This is a genomic window from Streptomyces nojiriensis (assembly GCF_017639205.1).
GTDB lineage: Bacteria > Actinomycetota > Actinomycetes > Streptomycetales > Streptomycetaceae > Streptomyces > Streptomyces nojiriensis.
Map to the genome: position 1 here is coordinate 5,041,342 of NZ_CP071139.1, position 16,177 is coordinate 5,057,518.

Here is a 16,177-nt window from a genome sequence, read left to right on the forward strand (position 1 = left end):
CTATGGGTGCGCAGTGCGTAGGCTCCCTACTTATGAGTAGCGCTTCTGACCCGCTGGCCCCCCTGGCCGGGCTGCCTGGTGTCGCCGAGTCCGTGGATTCCGTCCGCAAGGCCGTGGACCGCGTCTACGGGCACCGTGTGATGCGTCGCCGCAGTGGTGAGATCACCTCGGAGGCCGCCCTGCGCGGCGCCCGCGGGAGCGCGGCGCTGTCCGGTGCGGACTGGGCGCTGGAGGAGGTGCGCCGCCGCACCGACTTCGGGTCGGAGCCGGAGGCGCTGACGGTGGGCGCGGCGCTGCGGCTGACGGCGGAGGCCGGCCAGCTGCTGAGCATCTGGCGGCAGTCGCCGCTGCGGGTCCTGGCGCGGCTGCACCTGGTGGCGTGCGGGTCGACGGCGGACGGCGATGTGGTGGGCCGCCCCCGGCTGGCGGGCGAACCGGTGACCGAACCCCTGGTCGGGCTGCCGCTGCCGAGCGCCGAGGAGGTGGCGGGCCGCCTCGACGGGCTGTCCCGTCTGATCATCGCGGGCGGTTCGGCCCCGGCCCTGATCACCGCCGCGGTGGTGCACGGCGAACTGCTGGCGCTGCGTCCGTTCGCCTCGTACAACGGGCTGGTGGCGCGGGCGGCCGAGCGGATCGTGCTGATCAACAGCGGTCTGGACCCGAAGGCCATCTGCCCGGCGGAGGTGGGCCACGCGGAGCAGGGGAGCGATGCCTACCTGGCCGCTTTCGAGGGCTACGTCTCGGGGACCGCGGAGGGCATGTCCGCCTGGATCGCGCACTGCGGCCGGGCCGTGGAGCTGGGAGTCCGTGAGTCGACGGCGGTCTGCGAAGCCCTGCAGCGCGGCGCGGCCTGAGCCGCCCGTTCCGCCCGGTCCCCCCGTTCGGCCCTGTGTCCGAGGCTTTCGGCCCCGGACATGGGTTGCGGCGACACCGTCTTGCTTTGGTGTCGCCGCTGGCATTTACGCCCAGTTACCAAGCGTCCTCGATAGTTGCCCATCAGGTCGGGGTCTTTGCCCGTTACCTGGTGCGGCTGGCCCGTAATCGACGGGTCGACGTCGCGTGGGTGCTCGGCGCTCATGCTTCGGTCCGTGGGCCTTACTGCGTTTTAAAGATGATCCTCTCGGATGTTCTTTGGTCTCGCGGGCCGTTGCTTTATTTGTACTCCGCTTCGGAGCCATGCGAAACCCCTGGCTCCACTTTTTACTTTCCGGGACGACCGAGGGCGAACCGGACAGGCCTTATCCGCGCAGGTCAGGACATTCAGGCGGAGCCGGCCGCGGCCAGTGCATGGGCGCGGCGCCGGCTCGCGTACCAGACCAGCCCGGCCGTGGCGGCTGCCGCGCCCACGGCCGCCGCGGCGACCAGGGCGGGCCGGGCCGGCATGGACAGTCCGGGAAGGCGCTGCTTCAGCCGCACGGGGCGGTTGAAGACCAGGACCGGCCACTCGCGCGCCACGGCTTCCCGCCGCAGTGCCCGGTCGGGGTTGACGGCGTGCGGGTGTCCGACCGCTTCGAGCATCGGGATGTCGGTGGCCGAGTCGCTGTAGGCGTAGCAGCGGGTGAGGTCGTACCCCTCGGACTCCGCGAGTTCGCGTACGGCCTCCGCCTTGGTGGGTCCGTAGGCGTAGTACTCGATCTCGCCGGTGAAGCAGCCGTCCTCGCCCACGACCATGCGGGTGGCGACGACCCGGTCCGCGCCGAGCATCTCCCCGATGGGCTCGACGACTTCCGCGCCGGAGGTGGACACGATCACCACGTCGCGGCCCGCGGTGTGGTGGGCCTCGATCAGGGACGCGGCCTCGTCGTAGATGATCGGGTCGATGAGGTCGTGCAGGGTCTCGGCGACGATCTCCCGCACCTGCTGCCTGTTCCACCCCTTGCAGAGGGCGGACAGGTACTCCCGCATCCGTTCCATCTGATCGTGGTCGGCGCCGCCGGCCAGGAAGATGAACTGCGTGTACGCGGTGCGCAACACGGCTCGCCGGTTGATCAGGCCGCCTTGGTAGAAGGACTTGCTGAACGTCAAGGTGCTCGACTTCGCAATGACCGTCTTGTCCAGGTCGAAGAAGGCTGCGGTGCGAGGCGAGGAGTGCGGCAAGGGCTGATTTTCCACGCCCCGAGCATATGCGCCCACCATTCGGCGTAAGGTGTGGCGCGTGGGTTTGCCTGAGAAGGCTCTCGGGTACACCATGGAAGTCACGGATCGTTCGCGACCGTGCTAACCCGGTCTGGCTCCTCCCCCCCCGAGTCGGACCGTGGGGACGACCCCCGCTCTCCCCCCCGGCGGGGGTCGTCGCATGTCCGGACGCGGTTCGCGTCCCTGCCTTCGGCCCCAAGTGACCATCCTCCGGCCCTTCCTCTTGTGCGGGGCCGACGCGGCGAAGGCCCTCACCACATCAGACACGTGACCGTGCGTAGTGGTTCCGCCGCGCTCCGGAACTCACCTGAGAGGGTGACCGGGTTATTCACAACCGATGGGTTGTCCACAGTTATCCGACAAGATCCACTTCTTTTTCCTGATCGCTGCACGGTGATTCCAGCCGCGAAGTCCGTGGCGGAAGCATTTGCAGGGAGAAGGGGGCGGAGATCGTGGCCCGATCGAAGTCGTGTGAAACGCAGGAGTCCGTGGTCGGCGGAAGGGGAACAGGGGTCGGGGCGGGTCTCGGACCCGGTTCCATGGCCGGATCCGCACCTGGCGGCGGGCGGCCGCTGATCATCACCGAGGACCCGCTGCTGCTCGACGATCTGCTGAGGCTGTGTGCCGCGGCGGGTGCCGAGCCGCATGTGCGCCACGCGGTACCCGAGCAGGGCGGGGCCGTCGGGGCGGGCGCTGCGGGCGCGGATGCGGGGAACGGGGGATGGGACTGCGCACCGCTCGTGCTGGTGGGGGACGACGCCGCCCGACGGGTGCGCGGCGCACCGCGCAGGGCCGGGGTTCTCCTCGTCGGCCGGGACCTGGACGACCCCCATGTGTGGCAACGGGCGGTGGAGATCGGCGCCGAGGAGGTGCTGCGGCTCCCCGACGCCGAGAGCCGGCTCGTCGACCGCATCGCCGATGTCGTGGAGGGGGCCGGGAGGCCCGCCCTCGCCGTGGGGGTGGTCGGTGGCAGCGGCGGTGCCGGAGCCTCCACCCTCGCCTGCGCGCTCGCCGTGCGGGCCGCCCGCGCCGGGGAGCGGACCATCCTCATCGACGGCGATCCGCTGGGCGGCGGCATGGACGTCCTGCTCGGGGGCGAGAGCGCCGAAGGGCTGCGCTGGCCGGACTTCGCGGCCTCGCGGGGCCGGGTCGGTGCCGGAGCGCTGGAGGAGTCCCTGCCCGAGCTGCACGACCTGCGCGTGCTCAGCTGGGACCGCGGTGACCGGGTGGTGGTGCCGCCCGCCGCGATCCGGTCCGTGGTGGCCGCCGCGCGCCGCCGGGGCGGGGTGGTGGTGGTCGACCTCCCGCGGCGGGTCGACGAAGCGGTGGCCGAGGTGCTGGCCCAGCTCGACCTGGTGCTGATGGTGGTGCCGGGCGAGTTGCGGTCGGTGGCCGCGGCGGGCCGGGTGGCGGCCGGGGTGCGGATGGTGGCCCGGGACGTGCGGGTCGTCGTACGGGGACGCTGCCCGGGCGGCCTCGATCCGGAGTCCGTGGCGGGGCTGTTGGGGGCACCGCTGGCCGGGGAGGTGCCGCTCGAGGTGGGGCTCCCGGGGCGGGTGGCCGAGGGCGAACCGCCGGGGACGCAGGCGAAGGGCGCGCTGGCCCGCTTCTGCGACGGCTTCTGGCAGCGGGCCCTCGGCTCCGCCCAGGGGGTGCCGGCATGAGCGCGGTGCTCCTGGACGCGGTGCGCCGGCGGCTCGCCGAGAGCGGGGCGGAACCGACCCCGGCGCGGGTGGCGGCGGCCCTGCGGGCCCAGGGCAGGCTGCTCGGGGATGCCGAAGTGCTCGGTGTGGCCGCCGAATTACGGTCCGAACTGGTCGGCGCGGGCCCGCTGGAGGCACTGCTCGGCGATCCGGAGGTCACCGATGTGCTGGTGGCGGCCCCCGACCGGGTGTGGGTGGATCGCGGTGGCGGGCTGGAGCTGACCGGAGTGACCTTCGCCGACGCCGAGGCCGTGCGCAGGCTCGCCCAGCGGCTGGCCGCCGTCGCGGGGCGGCGCCTGGACGACGCCCGGCCCTGGGTGGACGCCCGGATGCCCGACGGCACCCGGCTGCACGCCGTGCTGCCTCCGGTCTCGGTCGGCTCGGCCTGCCTCTCGCTGCGGGTGGTGCGGCCGCGGGCGTTCACGCTGGAGGAGCTCGTCGCGGCGGGGACACTGCCGCCGGGCGGGCAACGACTGCTCAAGGACATGGTCGGGGCCCGGCTGTCGTTCCTCGTCTCCGGTGGGACCGGAACGGGCAAGACCACCCTGCTCAGTGCCCTGTTGGGGCTGGTCGGCCCCGGCGAGCGGATCGTGCTGGCCGAGGACTCGGCCGAGCTGCGCCCCGACCATCCGCATGTGGTGCGGCTGGAGACCCGGCCGGCCAACCAGGAGGGGGCGGGTCTGGTCACCCTGGCGGACCTGGTCCGCCAGGCGCTGCGGATGCGGCCCGACCGGCTGGTGGTGGGCGAGGTGCGGGGCGCCGAGGTGGCGGACCTGCTCGCCGCTCTGAACACCGGGCACGAGGGGGGCTGCGGGACGGTCCACGCCAACGCCGCCGCCCACGTTCCCGCCCGGCTGGAGGCGCTCGGGACGGCCGCCGGGCTCGACCGGGCGGCCCTGCACAGCCAGTTGGCCGCAGCGCTGACCCTGGTGCTCCACCTGGTCCGGGACCGGGAGGGGCGGCGCCGGCTGGCCGAGGTGCACGTGCTGGAGCGGGACGCCGCCGGACTGGTGGTCACCGTACCGGCGCTGCGCTGGGCCGCCCGGGGCTTCGTACGGGAGCGCGGCTGGGAACGGCTTCGCCCGCTGCTGCGAGGTGTCCGGTGAGCGCGGGGGCGGGGCTGCCGGTGCCGCTGTTCGCCGGGGTGCTGTGCGCCGGGGCGGCCGCCTGGGGGCTGGCCGGCGGTGACCGGGTGTCCCGGCGCGCCCAGGCGGTGCTGGCGGCGGGCGGTCCGGTGGTTCCGGTCGGCCCGCCGCGCCGGGAGCGGCTGCTCATCGCCGTCCGGGTGCGGGCGGCGCGGTGGCGGGAGTGGGCCTGCCTCGCGGCCGGGCTGGTGGTCGCGGTGCTCGGCGGGTCGGTGATCCCGCTGCTGGCGGGGGTGGCGGCGCTGCCGCTGGTGCGCCGGTGGCTGCGGGTACGGGCGCGGGAGCGGGCCCGGGCGGCGCGGGCCGCCGAGGTGGTGGCCCTGTGCGGTGCGGTGGTGGGTGAGCTGCGGGCGGGAGCTCAGCCAGGGCAGGCGCTGACGGCCGCGATGCGCCGGACTGCCGTCGGCCCCGGCGGGCCGGGTGCGGCGGAAACGGGCGTGCTGGCCGCCGCGGCCTTCGGCGGGGACGTGCCCGGTGCGTTGCGCCAGGTGGCCCGGGAGCCCGGGGCGGAAGGGCTGGCCGGAATGGCGGCCTGCTGGCGGGTGTCCGTGGACGGCGGTGCGGGACTGGCCGCCGGATTGGAACGGCTGGAGGGGGCCCTGCGGGCCGAGCGGGACCGGCAGGAGTCGCTGCGGGCCCAGTTGGCGGGGGCGCGCTCGACGGTGCTGGTGCTCGCCCTGCTGCCGCTGGTGGGTCTGCTGATCGGCACCGGGCTGGGCGCGGATCCGCTGCGGGTGCTGCTGCACACACCGATGGGGTGGGGGTGCCTGCTGGCCGGCGGGGTGCTGGAGGCGCTCGGGCTGCTGTGGTGCCGGCGGATCGTCCGGGCGGGGGAGCGGTGACGGGCGGCTTCGTCGTCCACAGGCTGGGGATCGCGGTCTGCCTGGCCGTGGTGGCGCTGTGGCTGGTGTCGGCGGTGACGGCACGGGTCCGGACGCGGGCGGCCGGACGCAGGGCCGCGGCCCTGCTGGGAGCTGGACCGGTGCTCCGCGGGACGGTGTTCGGATCCGCGCTGAGGGGTGTGGCGGCCGCGTGGGCCGGGCCGGCCGGGGCGCTGCTGGCGGGCTGGGTGCTCGTGGGCGGGGCGGCGGGTGTGGCCGTCGGCGGCCTGGCCGCGTTCGGTGTGCGGCGGTGGCGGACCAGGGCGCGGCCGCCGACCGGAGTGGATCCACGGGAGGCGGAGCGCCAGTTGCCGTTCGCGGCAGACCTGTTGGCCGCATGCCTGGCGGCCGGGGCGAGCCCGGTGGAAGCCGCCGAGGTGGTGGGGGAATCACTGGGCGGTCCGGTGGGCGACCGGCTGGCGAGGGCCGGGGCGGAGCTGCGGCTCGGCGGCGAACCGGGCGCCGGGTGGGGGAGGTTGGCGGAGATACCGGGTGCCCGGGCGCTCGCGGACTGCCTGGAACGGGCCGCGCGGACGGGGGCGCCCGCGGCGGAGCCCGTCTCCCGGCTCGCGTCCGGGCTGCGGGAGGACCGGGCCCGCACGGCGGGAGCGCGGGCGCAGCGGGCGGCGGTCCTCGTCACCGCACCGGTGGGGCTGTGTTTTCTCCCCGCTTTTCTCGCGATCGGGGTCGCCCCGGTGGTGATCGGTATGGCCTCGGGACTTCTCTCGAACACCTGAAGTCGCATGGGCCACAGACAGCAACAGTGGAAATACAACAGGAGGTTGTCATGAGGATCATCTGGTTTCGTGTGCGGACGGCGCTCGGGGCGCGCGGGGGCGACAAGGGGATGTCCACGTCGGAATACGCGATGGGCACGATCGCGGCCTGTGCATTCGCAGCCGTCCTCTACAAGGTGGTGACGAGTGAAGTCGTCGCCACGGCCCTTCAGTCGACCATCGGAAAGGCGCTCGATGTGCCGTTCTGAGGGTGCGTCACGGAGTATCCGGGGAAAGTCGGACCGGGGATACGTGACGGCGGAGGCCGCCCTGGTGATTCCGGCGCTGGTGCTGTTCGCGGCACTGCTGGTGTGGGCCCTCATGGCGGCGGCCGCGCAGATCCGGTGTGTGGACGCGGCCCGGGCCGGAGCCCGGGCGGCGGCCAGGTCGGAACCGGTGGAGGTGGCGGAGGCTGCGGCCCGGGCGGCCGCCCCACCGGGGGCGCGGGTGGAGCTGGAGCGGACGGGCGACCTCTGGCGGGTCCGGGTGGCGGCGAAGGCGCCCGGGCCGGGCGGGCTGCCGGTACGGCTCGGCGCGCAGGCGGTGGCCCTGGCGGAGGACAGCGTGGGGCCGCCGCCGTGAGCCGGGACCGGGGTTCGGCCACGGTCTGGGCGGCACTGGTGGCGACGGTGCTGGGCGCGGTGTTCGGCGGGGTGCTGCTGCTCGGCCAGGCCGTCGTGGCCCGCCACCGGGCGGCGGCCGCCGCCGACCTGGCGGCGCTCGCGGCGGCGGCCACCTGGGCACACGGGCCGGAGACGGCGTGCGCGGCGGCCCTGCGGGTGGCCCGGGCGCAGGGTGCGGCGCTCGGCGGGTGCCTGCTCCGGGGCGAGGTCGCCGAGGTCACCGCCCGGGTCGCGGCGGGCCCGTTCACCGCGGCGATCCGGGCCCGGGCGGGCCCGCCCGGGCCGCCGGACTGAGGCCCCGGGGGCCGGGGGCGGGCCAGGGGCCGGAAGCCCGGGTCCGGGGCCGCCGGGGCCCGTCAGGCCTCGGAGGCCTCGGCGGGGGTGGCGGGTGCGGGTGGTGCGGCCGGGGATTCGGAGAGGAGGCGGGTGAGGAGGCGGATGGCGCCGCGCTTGTGCAGGGGCTCGTTGCCGTTGCCGCACTTGGGGGACTGGATGCAGGAAGGGCAGCCGGCCTCGCACTCGCAGGCCGCGATCGCATCGCGGGTCGCCGTCAGCCACGCGCGGGCGGTGCCGAAGGCGCGCTCCGCGAAGCCGGCGCCGCCGGGGTGGCCGTCGTAGACGAAGACCGTGGGGAGGAGGGTGTCGGGATGCAGCGGCACGGAGACGCCGCCGATGTCCCAGCGGTCGCAGGTGGCGAACAGCGGCAGCATGCCGATGGAGGCGTGCTCGGCGGCGTGCAGGGCGCCGCCCAGGATCTCCGGGTTGATCCGGGCCTCGTCGAGCTGGTCCTCGGTCACCGTCCACCACACGGCCCGGGTGCGCAGGGTGCGGGGCGGCAGGTCGAGCTTGGTCTCGCCCAGCACCTCGCCGGTGATCAGCTTGCGGCGCAGATAGGAGACGACCTGGTTGGTGACCTCGACGGAGCCGAAGCAGAGCCGGGCCGAGCCCCACGGGATCTCGGTCTCGGTCTCCAGGACGGAGATGGAGGTGGTGTCACGGGCCGTGGTGGAGAAGGGCGGGTCCGCCTGCTCCACGAGGGCCGCCGAATCCTCCAGGTCCAGGTGCTTCACGAGATACGTGCGGCCCTGGTGGAGGTGGACGGCCCCCTCGTGGACGGCGGTGTGGGCCGCCGACTCGTCGACCGTACCCAGCAGCCGGCCGGTCGAGGCCTCGACGATCTGCACCGGGCGGCCGCCGCCGCCCCGGATGTCGGTCAGGTCCGAGGCCCGTTCCCGGCGGGTCCAGTGCCAGGCGGTCGCCCGGCGGCGCAGCAGCTTCGCCGCCTCGAGCTGGGGAAGGAGGTCCTCGGTCGCCGGGCCGAAGAGTTCCAGGTCCGCGTCGGTCAGCGGTAGCTCCGCCGCCGCCGCGCACAGGTGGGGGGCGAGGACGTACGGGTTGTCGGGGTCCAGGACGGTGGCCTCCACCGGCTGCTGGAACAGCGCCTCCGGGTGGTGCACGAGGTAGGTGTCCAGCGGGTCGTCCCGGGCGATCAGCACGGCCAAGGCGCCCTGGCCCGAGCGCCCCGCGCGGCCCGCCTGCTGCCACAGGGAGGCCCTCGTACCGGGGTAGCCGGTGATCAGGACGGCGTCCAGGCCGGAGACGTCCACACCGAGCTCCAGGGCCGTCGTGGCGGCCAGTCCGAGCAGCTCGCCGGAGTGCAGGGCCCGCTCCAGGGCCCGGCGCTCCTCGGGGAGGTAGCCGCCCCGGTAGGCGGCGACCCGGCGGGCCAGGGACCGGTCGACCGACGCGAGCCGTTCCTGGGTGATCACGGAGATCAGCTCGGCGCCGCGCCGGGAGCGGACGAAGGCGACCGTGCGGACCCCCTGGACCACCAGGTCGGTCAGCAGGTCGGCCGTCTCGGCGGTGGCCGTGCGGCGTACGGGCGCGCCCTTCTCGCCGCGCAGCTCGGTGAGCAGCGGCGGCTCCCAGAGGGCGAAGACCACCTCGCCCCGCGGTGAGGCGTCGTCGGTGATCTCGATCACCCGTACGCCGGTCAGCCGGGACGCGGCCGCCGCCGGGTCGCTCGCGGTGGCGGAGGCCAGCAGGAAGACGGGTTCCGCGCCGTAGCGGGCGCACAGCCGCCGCAGCCGGCGCAGCACCTGTGCCACGTGGGAGCCGAAGACCCCGCGGTAGGTGTGGCACTCGTCGATCACGACGTAGCGCAGGGCCCGCAGGAAGGAGGACCAGCGCGGGTGGGCCGGGAGGATCCCGCGGTGCAGCATGTCGGGGTTGGTCAGGACGTAGTTCGCGTACTGGCGGACCCATTCGCGTTCCTCGACGGGCGTGTCCCCGTCGTAGACCGCGGGACGCACGGCGTTGCCCAGCGGGGCGGCCAGTTCCCGTACGGCACGCCGCTGGTCGGCCGCCAGGGCCTTGGTGGGGGCCAGGTACAGGGCGGTCGCGCCCCTGCCGTTCGGGGCCTCGGCGCCGTCCGCGAGCGCGGAGAGCACGGGCGCGAGGTAGGCGAGGGACTTGCCCGAGGCGGTTCCGGTGGCCACGACCACGGACGTGCCGTCGAGGGCGAGCTCGGCCGCCGCGGCCTGGTGTTCCCACGGATGGTCGATTCCGGCCGATCCGATCGCGGCTACGACGTCTGTTCGGATGCGGTCCGGCCAGACTGCATGACGACCCGCCCGAGGGGGCAAGTGCTCCGTATGAGTGATGTGCGCAGCACGGGAAGGCCCCCGTGACAGGCGGTCCAGGACCGTGTCGGGGGTGGGTCGTGGGTCCGTGGGTGCCGTGGGCCGTCCGGGACCAGATGTGTTGGCCATCGGAACCGAGTGTGTCACCGGCGTGCGGGACAATGGTCCGAAGGCGTCGTGCGCGCCTGCCGGTAAGTGATTGAATGCCATCGCGGCAGCCATTCCCTCGCCTACCTTCGGGTGAGGGGGCGTCGCTCGATAGCAAGGTGCTGGAGGATCCGTGGACCTGTCCCTGTCGACTCGCACTGTCGGCGACCGTACGGTCGTGGAGGTCGGTGGCGAGATTGATGTGTATACCGCGCCCAAGCTGCGCGAGCAGTTGGTCGAGTTGGTGAACGACGGCAGCTACCACCTGGTTGTCGACATGGAGCGGGTGGACTTCCTCGACTCCACCGGCCTCGGTGTGCTGGTGGGAGGCCTCAAGCGCGTCCGTGCGCACGAGGGCTCGCTCCGTCTGGTGTGCAACCAGGAGCGCATCCTGAAGATCTTCCGCATCACCGGTCTGACCAAGGTGTTTCCGATCCACACCACGGTGGAAGACGCCGTCAACGCCACCGACTGACGGCTCCGCGCGGCCCCCTGCAGCCTCCGGGCGGCAGGGAGCCGACAAGGAGAGCGGGGGTACCGGGTCATGGATGGCCCGGGCCCCTGTCAAGGCACGCCCGTAGTCCGAGGGGGATGCGCATGGCCACCGTTGAACTGCGCTTCAGCGCCCAGCCCGAACACGTCCGGACGGCCCGCCTGGTCGCGGCCGCCGTGGCGCGCAGGGTCGGCGTGGAGGAAGCCGTCCTCGACGAGGTCCGCCTCGCCGTGGGTGAGGCCTGTTCCCGTGCCGTCGGACTCCATCGGAGCAACGGACTGACCGCGCCCGTCCGGGTGGTGCTGACCGAGGAGGACAAGACGTTCTCCATCGAGGTCGGCGACGAGGTCCCCGGGCCCTCCGGCAGCGCGGCCGACGCGGTACCCGGCATCACCGCCGTCCTGGAGTCCGAAGGCGAGACCGAGGACGAGATGGGTCTCGCGGTGATCAGCGGGCTCGTCGACGACGTCGAGGTGAGCAGTGGGGAATCGGGCGGGACCATCCGGATGAGCTGGCCCGTCTCCGGAGTCTCCGAGCTTCCCTGAGATCCACCGCGATCCGCTCCGCGTGCAATCCTTCGTATCTTCGGATCTTTATCAAGGCCCTGCTGAGCAGGGCCTTTTTCATTTCCCTAGATCAATGATGAGGCGTCAATGCCTTTGTCCCATTACCACTTTCGAGGGTAATGGAGTGACGCGATCTATTGCTGAGGAGCGAGAGCACGCCAATTGCGTTTCCTGCGCACTGTTTTGATCGGGTCGCGCTCCCTACAATCCGTCCACATCTTGAGCTCATCACGTCAAGGAGGACGAATGACGGGGCTCTTCACCCCTATCGCGCCGGATCGCACCACAGATCTGGCAGCCGCAGTACTCACCGATGACAATCGGCTCATCGTGATCGTCATTGCGGCCGTGGCACTGGCCGCACTCGTCGTCGCGCAGATCCTGGTCCGCCAGGTCCTCGCCGCCGACGAGGGAACCGACAGCATGAAGAAGATCGCCGCAGCCGTCCAGGAAGGCGCCAACGCCTATCTCGGCCGGCAGCTGCGCACCCTCGGCATCTTCGCCGTCGTGGTCTTCTTCCTGCTCTTCCTGCTCCCCGCCGACGACTGGACGCAGCGGGGCGGGCGCTCCGCCTTCTTCCTCGTGGGCGCCGTCTTCTCGGCCGCCACCGGCTACATCGGCATGCGCCTGGCGGTCCGCGCCAACGTCCGTGTCGCCGCTGCCGCACGCGAGGCCACCCCGGCCGAGGGGGAGCCCGCCAAGGACCTGACCGAGGTCTCCCACAAGGCGATGAAGATCGCCTTCCGGACGGGCGGCGTCGTGGGCATGTTCACCGTCGGCCTCGGCCTCTTCGGCGCCTCCTGCGTCGTCCTGGTCTACGCCGCCGACGCCCCCAAGGTCCTGGAGGGCTTCGGTCTCGGCGCCGCCCTGATCGCGATGTTCATGCGCGTGGGCGGCGGAATCTTCACCAAGGCCGCCGACGTCGGCGCCGACCTGGTCGGCAAGGTCGAGCAGGGCATTCCGGAGGACGACCCGCGCAATGCCGCGACCATCGCCGACAACGTGGGCGACAACGTCGGAGACTGCGCCGGAATGGCGGCCGACCTCTTCGAGTCCTACGCCGTCACCCTGGTGGCCGCGCTCATCCTGGGCAAGGCCGCCTTCGGCGACCTTGGCCTCGCCTTCCCGCTGATCGTGCCCGCGATCGGCGTCATCACCGCGATGATCGGCATCTTCGCGGTCTCCCCGCGCCGCAGCGACCGCAGCGGCATGACCGCCATCAACCGCGGGTTCTTCATCTCCGCCGTGATCTCCCTGGCGCTGGTCGCGATCGCCGTCTACGCCTACCTGCCGGCCACCTACAAGGAGCTCGTCGGCGTCGAGAACCCGGCGATCACCAACCACACCGGTGACCCGCGGATCCTGGCCGTCGTCGCCGTCGCCATCGGCATCGTGCTCGCGGCCCTGATCCAGCAGCTGACCGGCTACTTCACCGAGACCAACCGGCGCCCCGTCCGGGACATCGGCAAGTCCTCCCTGACCGGCGCGGCCACCGTCGTCCTCGCCGGAATCTCGGTGGGCCTGGAGTCCGCCGTCTACACGGCTCTGCTCATCGGCCTGGGCGTCTACGGGGCGTTCCTGCTCGGCGGCACGTCGATCCTGCTCGCGCTCTTCGCGGTGGCCCTGGCCGGCACCGGCCTGCTCACCACCGTCGGCGTCATCGTCGCCATGGACACCTTCGGGCCCGTCTCCGACAACGCCCAGGGCATCGCGGAGATGTCCGGCGACGTCGAGGGCGCCGGTGCGCAGGTCCTGACCGACCTGGACGCCGTGGGCAACACCACGAAGGCCATCACCAAGGGCATCGCCATCGCCACGGCGGTGCTCGCCGCGGCGGCGCTGTTCGGCTCGTACAACGACGCGATCGCCACCGCGGTCAAGGAGGTCGGCGCAAAGGCCGGGGAGATGAACCTCAGCCTGGACATCGCACAGCCCAACAACCTCGTCGGGCTGATCCTGGGCGCGGCCGTCGTGTTCCTGTTCTCGGGCCTCGCCATCAACGCCGTCTCCCGCTCCGCGGGCGCCGTCGTCTACGAGGTGCGCCGCCAGTTCCGCGAGCACCCCGGGATCATGGACTACACCGAGAAGCCCGAGTACGGGCGAGTCGTCGACATCTGCACCAAGGACGCGCTGCGCGAGCTCGCCACCCCCGGCCTGCTCGCCGTGCTCACCCCCATCGCCGTGGGCTTCTCCCTCGGTGTGGGCGCGCTCGGCGCCTTCCTCGCCGGCGCCATCGGTACGGGCACCCTGATGGCGGTCTTCCTCGCCAACTCCGGTGGCGCGTGGGACAACGCGAAGAAGCTCGTCGAGGACGGCCACCACGGCGGCAAGGGCAGCGAGGCCCATGCCGCGGTCGTCATCGGCGACACGGTCGGCGACCCGTTCAAGGACACCGCCGGACCGGCGATCAACCCGCTGCTCAAGGTCATGAACCTGGTGGCGCTGCTGATCGCCCCCGCGGTCGTGCAGTTCAGCTACGGCGGGGACAGCAGCCCGGTCGTGCGGGCGGTCGTCGCGGTCCTCGCGATCGGGGTCATCATCGCCGCGGTCTACATCTCCAAGCGCCGCGGCATCGCCGTCGGCGACGAGACCGAGGGCGGAGCCGCCGAGCGGGTGGCCCAGTCGGCCGACCCCGCGACGGTCTCCTGACCCGAGGTCCGGCCAGCGGTACGGGCAGGGCCGGGCAGGGCCGGCCGGTACGCCCGAAAGGCGGATGGGCGGCGCGGACTCACGCGCCGTCTGTCCGCCTTTGTGCGTCTCCGCAGGGTGGGCGTGTATCTTCCGGGCCGAGAGCCTTCGAAGGGACCAATCCGGTGAACAAGAAGATCGCGGCCGCGTTGTCGGGCGGTGCGGCACTGATGCTCGTCCTGTCCGGATGCGGCGGGGACGAGACCGACCAGAAGGCCGGCTCCTGGGCCAAAAAGGTCTGTGACCAGTGGCAGCCCCAGCTCGAGAAGATCGAAGCGGCCAACCTCGAGATCAAGCGAGTGGCCTCGGAGAGCAGCAAGCCAGACGAGGTCCAGAAGACCGACTCGACGGCGTTCGCGACCATGACCGAGTCGTACAAGGCGATGGCGGACGCCCTGCGGTCGGCGGGCGTTCCGCCGGTCAAGAACGGCGCAGCGACCCAGGAGGCGGCGGCCAAGGGCTTCGAGACGACCTCCACGGGCTACGCCGACCTGAAGGCGAAGACGGACGCCCTCGACCCGCAGGACAAGACGAAGTTCGCCGACGGCCTCAAGGAGGTCGCGGGCGGGCTCAAGGACGTGACGAAGGGCGGCCAGGAGGCGCTCGCCCAGCTCAAGGCGGGCGGCCTCGGCCCGGCGATCAACGGCCAGAAGGGCTGCCAGGTCGCGACGGCACCGGCGTCCGCCCAGTAGGACGGCCGGCCCGCGCGGGCGGTGCCGCGCGCGATACGCCGCTCAGGGCGGCCGGGGTCCCGGAAGGGGCCGCGGCCGCCCTTTCGCGTCCGCGGGCCCGGTGTGATCGGCAGGACGGGTCCCAGCGGACACAATGGATGCGTGAGTACCACCAGCCTCCCCAAGCCCGATCGCGCCCCCGAGCTCCGCGCCGCCCTGCTCGCCGCCGGTTTCACCGCCGACGGGCTGCTCGACCTGCTCGGCGCCCCCGCCTACGCCGCGCTGGCCCGCAGCGAGACCGTCCCCGCCCTGCGCGCCACCCGAGGACCGGGTGACGGAGCGCTCGCGAGCCTGGTCCGGCTGTTCCTGCTCCAGCAGCCGGAGCCGTACGTGCGCGCCGCGGAGGCGCTGCCCGTCGAGGCCGCGCTGGCCGACGGCTGGCTGCGGCTGGAGGAGGCCGCCGACGGCGAGGACACGGTGCACGCCACCGTCGACGTACGCCCGTACGGCGGCCCGGACGGCGAGGACTGGTTCATCGTCTCGGACCTCGGCTGCTCCGTCGGCGGGGCCGGTGGGATCGGCAGCCGGGGGCTTCAGCCAGGCACAGCCGTGGTCCTCGGCGTCGGCGGCGCCTCCACCACCCTGGCCGGGATCACCGTCCGCACCCCGGTCGGCTCCGCCCTCGACGTCGGCACCGGATCCGGAATCCAGGCGCTGCACGCGTCCCGGCACGCCACGCGGGTCACGGCCACCGACGTCAACCCCAGGGCCCTGGAATTCACCCGCCTGACGCTGGCCCTGTCCGGGGCCCCGGAGGCGGAGCTGCTCACCGGGTCGCTGTTCGAGCCGGTCGGCGAGGCCACGTACGACCTCATCGTGTCGAACCCGCCGTTCGTGATCTCCCCCGGCGCCAGGCTGACGTACCGGGACGGCGGTATGGGCGGCGACGACCTGTGCCGGACCCTGGTCCAGGAGGCCGGCGCGCGGCTCAACCCGGGCGGGTACGCGCAGTTCCTCGGCAACTGGCAGCACGTGGAGGGCGAGGACTGGCACGACCGGCTGCGCTCCTGGGTGCCGCGCGGCTGCGACGCCTGGATCGTGCAGCGTGACGTGCAGGACGTGACGCAGTACGCGGAGCTGTGGCTGCGCGACGCGGGCGACCACCGGACCGACCCCGCCGAGTACGCGCGGCGGTACGAGGACTGGCTGGACGAGTTCGAGGCCCGCGGGACCAAGTCCGTCGGATTCGGGTGGATCACTCTGCGCCGGACGGACGCGGCCGAGCCCTCGATCGTGGTCGAGGAGTGGCCCCACACGGTGGAGCAGCCGCTCGGCGAGGCCGTCCTGGCCCACTTCGCGCGCCAGGACTACCTGCGGCAGCACGACGACGCGGCCCTGCTGGAGGCCCATTTCGCGCTGGCCGAGGAAGTGGTCCAGGAGCAGGTCGGCGCGCCCGGCGCGGAGGATCCGGAACATGTCGTGCTCCGGCAGAACCGCGGGATGCGGCGCGCCACCAAGGTCGACACGGTCGGCGCCGGCTTCGCCGGAGTGTGTGACGGCTCACTGAGCGCGGGCCGGATCCTGGACGCGATCGCGCAGCTGGTCCAGGAGGATCCGATCGTCCTGCGGGACCGCACTCCGGAGGCCATCCGGCTGCTGGTCGAGCAGGGCTTCCTGGACCCCGTGGCGGGCCCCGCGCGGTAGTC

At 73.1% G+C, this 16,177-nt stretch carries 15 protein-coding genes; 13 read left to right on the forward strand and 2 right to left on the reverse strand.

The features are described from left to right. The first annotated feature begins 32 nt into the window (after nucleotides 1-32). Complete coding sequence (locus JYK04_RS23590; protein WP_189743900.1) at nucleotides 33-854, forward strand: Fic family protein; 822 nt, start codon at nucleotides 33-35, stop codon at nucleotides 852-854. A 406-nt stretch (nucleotides 855-1,260) separates the two neighbouring features. On the opposite strand, the gene JYK04_RS23595 is transcribed toward JYK04_RS23590, so the two are convergent. Beyond that, a complete protein-coding gene (locus JYK04_RS23595) occupies nucleotides 1,261-2,136 on the reverse strand; it encodes an HAD family hydrolase (RefSeq protein WP_189743902.1) in 876 nt (291 codons plus the stop codon). A gap of 539 nt (nucleotides 2,137-2,675) precedes the next feature. On the opposite strand from JYK04_RS23595, the gene ssd reads away from it, so the two are divergent. Genes ssd through JYK04_RS23630 form a run of 7 tightly spaced genes read left to right on the forward strand, consistent with a single transcriptional unit; the run spans nucleotide 2,676 to nucleotide 7,558 of the window. Then, nucleotides 2,676-3,800, forward strand: coding sequence for a septum site-determining protein Ssd (gene ssd, locus JYK04_RS23600; protein WP_189743903.1), 1,125 nt, complete (start codon nucleotides 2,676-2,678; stop codon nucleotides 3,798-3,800). Continuing rightward, nucleotides 3,797-4,945, forward strand: coding sequence for a TadA family conjugal transfer-associated ATPase (locus JYK04_RS23605; RefSeq protein WP_189743905.1), 1,149 nt, complete (start codon nucleotides 3,797-3,799; stop codon nucleotides 4,943-4,945). Before ssd ends, JYK04_RS23605 begins: the two co-directional genes overlap by 4 nt. Next, nucleotides 4,942-5,826 carry a type II secretion system F family protein gene (locus tag JYK04_RS23610; RefSeq protein ID WP_229876578.1) on the forward strand — a complete coding sequence of 295 codons (885 nt, stop codon included), beginning with the start codon at nucleotides 4,942-4,944 and terminating at the stop codon, nucleotides 5,824-5,826. Before JYK04_RS23605 ends, JYK04_RS23610 begins: the two co-directional genes overlap by 4 nt. After that, nucleotides 5,823-6,602 (forward strand): type II secretion system F family protein, encoded by a 780-nt coding sequence (locus JYK04_RS23615; RefSeq protein ID WP_229876581.1) that lies wholly within the window; start codon nucleotides 5,823-5,825, stop codon nucleotides 6,600-6,602. Before JYK04_RS23610 ends, JYK04_RS23615 begins: the two co-directional genes overlap by 4 nt. Before the next feature lie 50 nt (nucleotides 6,603-6,652). Then, the gene (locus JYK04_RS23620) at nucleotides 6,653-6,850 is read left to right on the forward strand and encodes a DUF4244 domain-containing protein (protein ID WP_189743907.1); all 198 of its coding nucleotides are present in this window, start codon (nucleotides 6,653-6,655) and stop codon (nucleotides 6,848-6,850) included. A 43-nt stretch (nucleotides 6,851-6,893) separates the two neighbouring features. Continuing rightward, nucleotides 6,894-7,223, forward strand: coding sequence for a TadE family type IV pilus minor pilin (locus tag JYK04_RS23625; protein ID WP_373297488.1), 330 nt, complete (start codon nucleotides 6,894-6,896; stop codon nucleotides 7,221-7,223). Further along, nucleotides 7,220-7,558, forward strand: a complete 339-nt coding sequence (locus JYK04_RS23630) for an Rv3654c family TadE-like protein (protein ID WP_189743911.1) — start codon at nucleotides 7,220-7,222, stop codon at nucleotides 7,556-7,558. The genes JYK04_RS23625 and JYK04_RS23630 overlap by 4 nt, the downstream gene beginning before the upstream one ends. 62 nt (nucleotides 7,559-7,620) lie before the next feature. Here JYK04_RS23630 and JYK04_RS23635 read toward each other — a convergent pair whose 3' ends face one another. After that, a complete protein-coding gene (locus JYK04_RS23635; protein ID WP_189743913.1) occupies nucleotides 7,621-10,116 on the reverse strand; it encodes a DEAD/DEAH box helicase in 2,496 nt (831 codons plus the stop codon). A gap of 70 nt (nucleotides 10,117-10,186) precedes the next feature. Here JYK04_RS23635 and bldG point away from each other — a divergent pair, with 70 nt between their 5' ends. The 5 genes from bldG (at nucleotide 10,187) to JYK04_RS23660 (ending at nucleotide 16,175) form a co-directional block, all read left to right on the forward strand. After that, complete coding sequence (gene bldG, locus JYK04_RS23640; protein ID WP_008743037.1) at nucleotides 10,187-10,528, forward strand: anti-sigma factor antagonist BldG; 342 nt, start codon at nucleotides 10,187-10,189, stop codon at nucleotides 10,526-10,528. 122 nt (nucleotides 10,529-10,650) lie between these two features. Continuing rightward, nucleotides 10,651-11,091 (forward strand): ATP-binding protein, encoded by a 441-nt coding sequence (locus tag JYK04_RS23645; RefSeq protein WP_189743915.1) that lies wholly within the window; start codon nucleotides 10,651-10,653, stop codon nucleotides 11,089-11,091. A gap of 267 nt (nucleotides 11,092-11,358) precedes the next feature. Continuing rightward, the gene (locus JYK04_RS23650; RefSeq protein WP_189743916.1) at nucleotides 11,359-13,761 is read left to right on the forward strand and encodes a sodium-translocating pyrophosphatase; all 2,403 of its coding nucleotides are present in this window, start codon (nucleotides 11,359-11,361) and stop codon (nucleotides 13,759-13,761) included. A 164-nt stretch (nucleotides 13,762-13,925) separates the two neighbouring features. Continuing rightward, the gene (locus JYK04_RS23655; RefSeq protein WP_189743918.1) at nucleotides 13,926-14,492 is read left to right on the forward strand and encodes a small secreted protein; all 567 of its coding nucleotides are present in this window, start codon (nucleotides 13,926-13,928) and stop codon (nucleotides 14,490-14,492) included. 141 nt (nucleotides 14,493-14,633) lie between these two features. After that, entirely contained in the window at nucleotides 14,634-16,175 is a 1,542-nt protein-coding gene (locus tag JYK04_RS23660; RefSeq protein ID WP_189743920.1) for a DUF7059 domain-containing protein, read from the forward strand. Nucleotides 16,176-16,177 lie beyond the last annotated feature (2 nt).

Bases quoted from the DNA above. Each gene is read 5' to 3' on its own strand.
- JYK04_RS23590 (WP_189743900.1), top strand. From the start codon at position 33: ATGAGTAGCGCTTCTGACCCGCTGGCCCCCCTGGCCGGGCTGCCTGGT.
- JYK04_RS23595 (WP_189743902.1), bottom strand. From the start codon at position 2,136: ATGGTGGGCGCATATGCTCGGGGCGTGGAAAATCAGCCCTTGCCGCAC.
- ssd (WP_189743903.1), top strand. From the start codon at position 2,676: ATGGCCGGATCCGCACCTGGCGGCGGGCGGCCGCTGATCATCACCGAG.
- JYK04_RS23605 (WP_189743905.1), top strand. From the start codon at position 3,797: ATGAGCGCGGTGCTCCTGGACGCGGTGCGCCGGCGGCTCGCCGAGAGC.
- JYK04_RS23620 (WP_189743907.1), top strand. From the start codon at position 6,653: ATGAGGATCATCTGGTTTCGTGTGCGGACGGCGCTCGGGGCGCGCGGG.
- JYK04_RS23635 (WP_189743913.1), bottom strand. From the start codon at position 10,116: ATGGCATTCAATCACTTACCGGCAGGCGCGCACGACGCCTTCGGACCA.
- JYK04_RS23645 (WP_189743915.1), top strand. From the start codon at position 10,651: ATGGCCACCGTTGAACTGCGCTTCAGCGCCCAGCCCGAACACGTCCGG.
- JYK04_RS23650 (WP_189743916.1), top strand. From the start codon at position 11,359: ATGACGGGGCTCTTCACCCCTATCGCGCCGGATCGCACCACAGATCTG.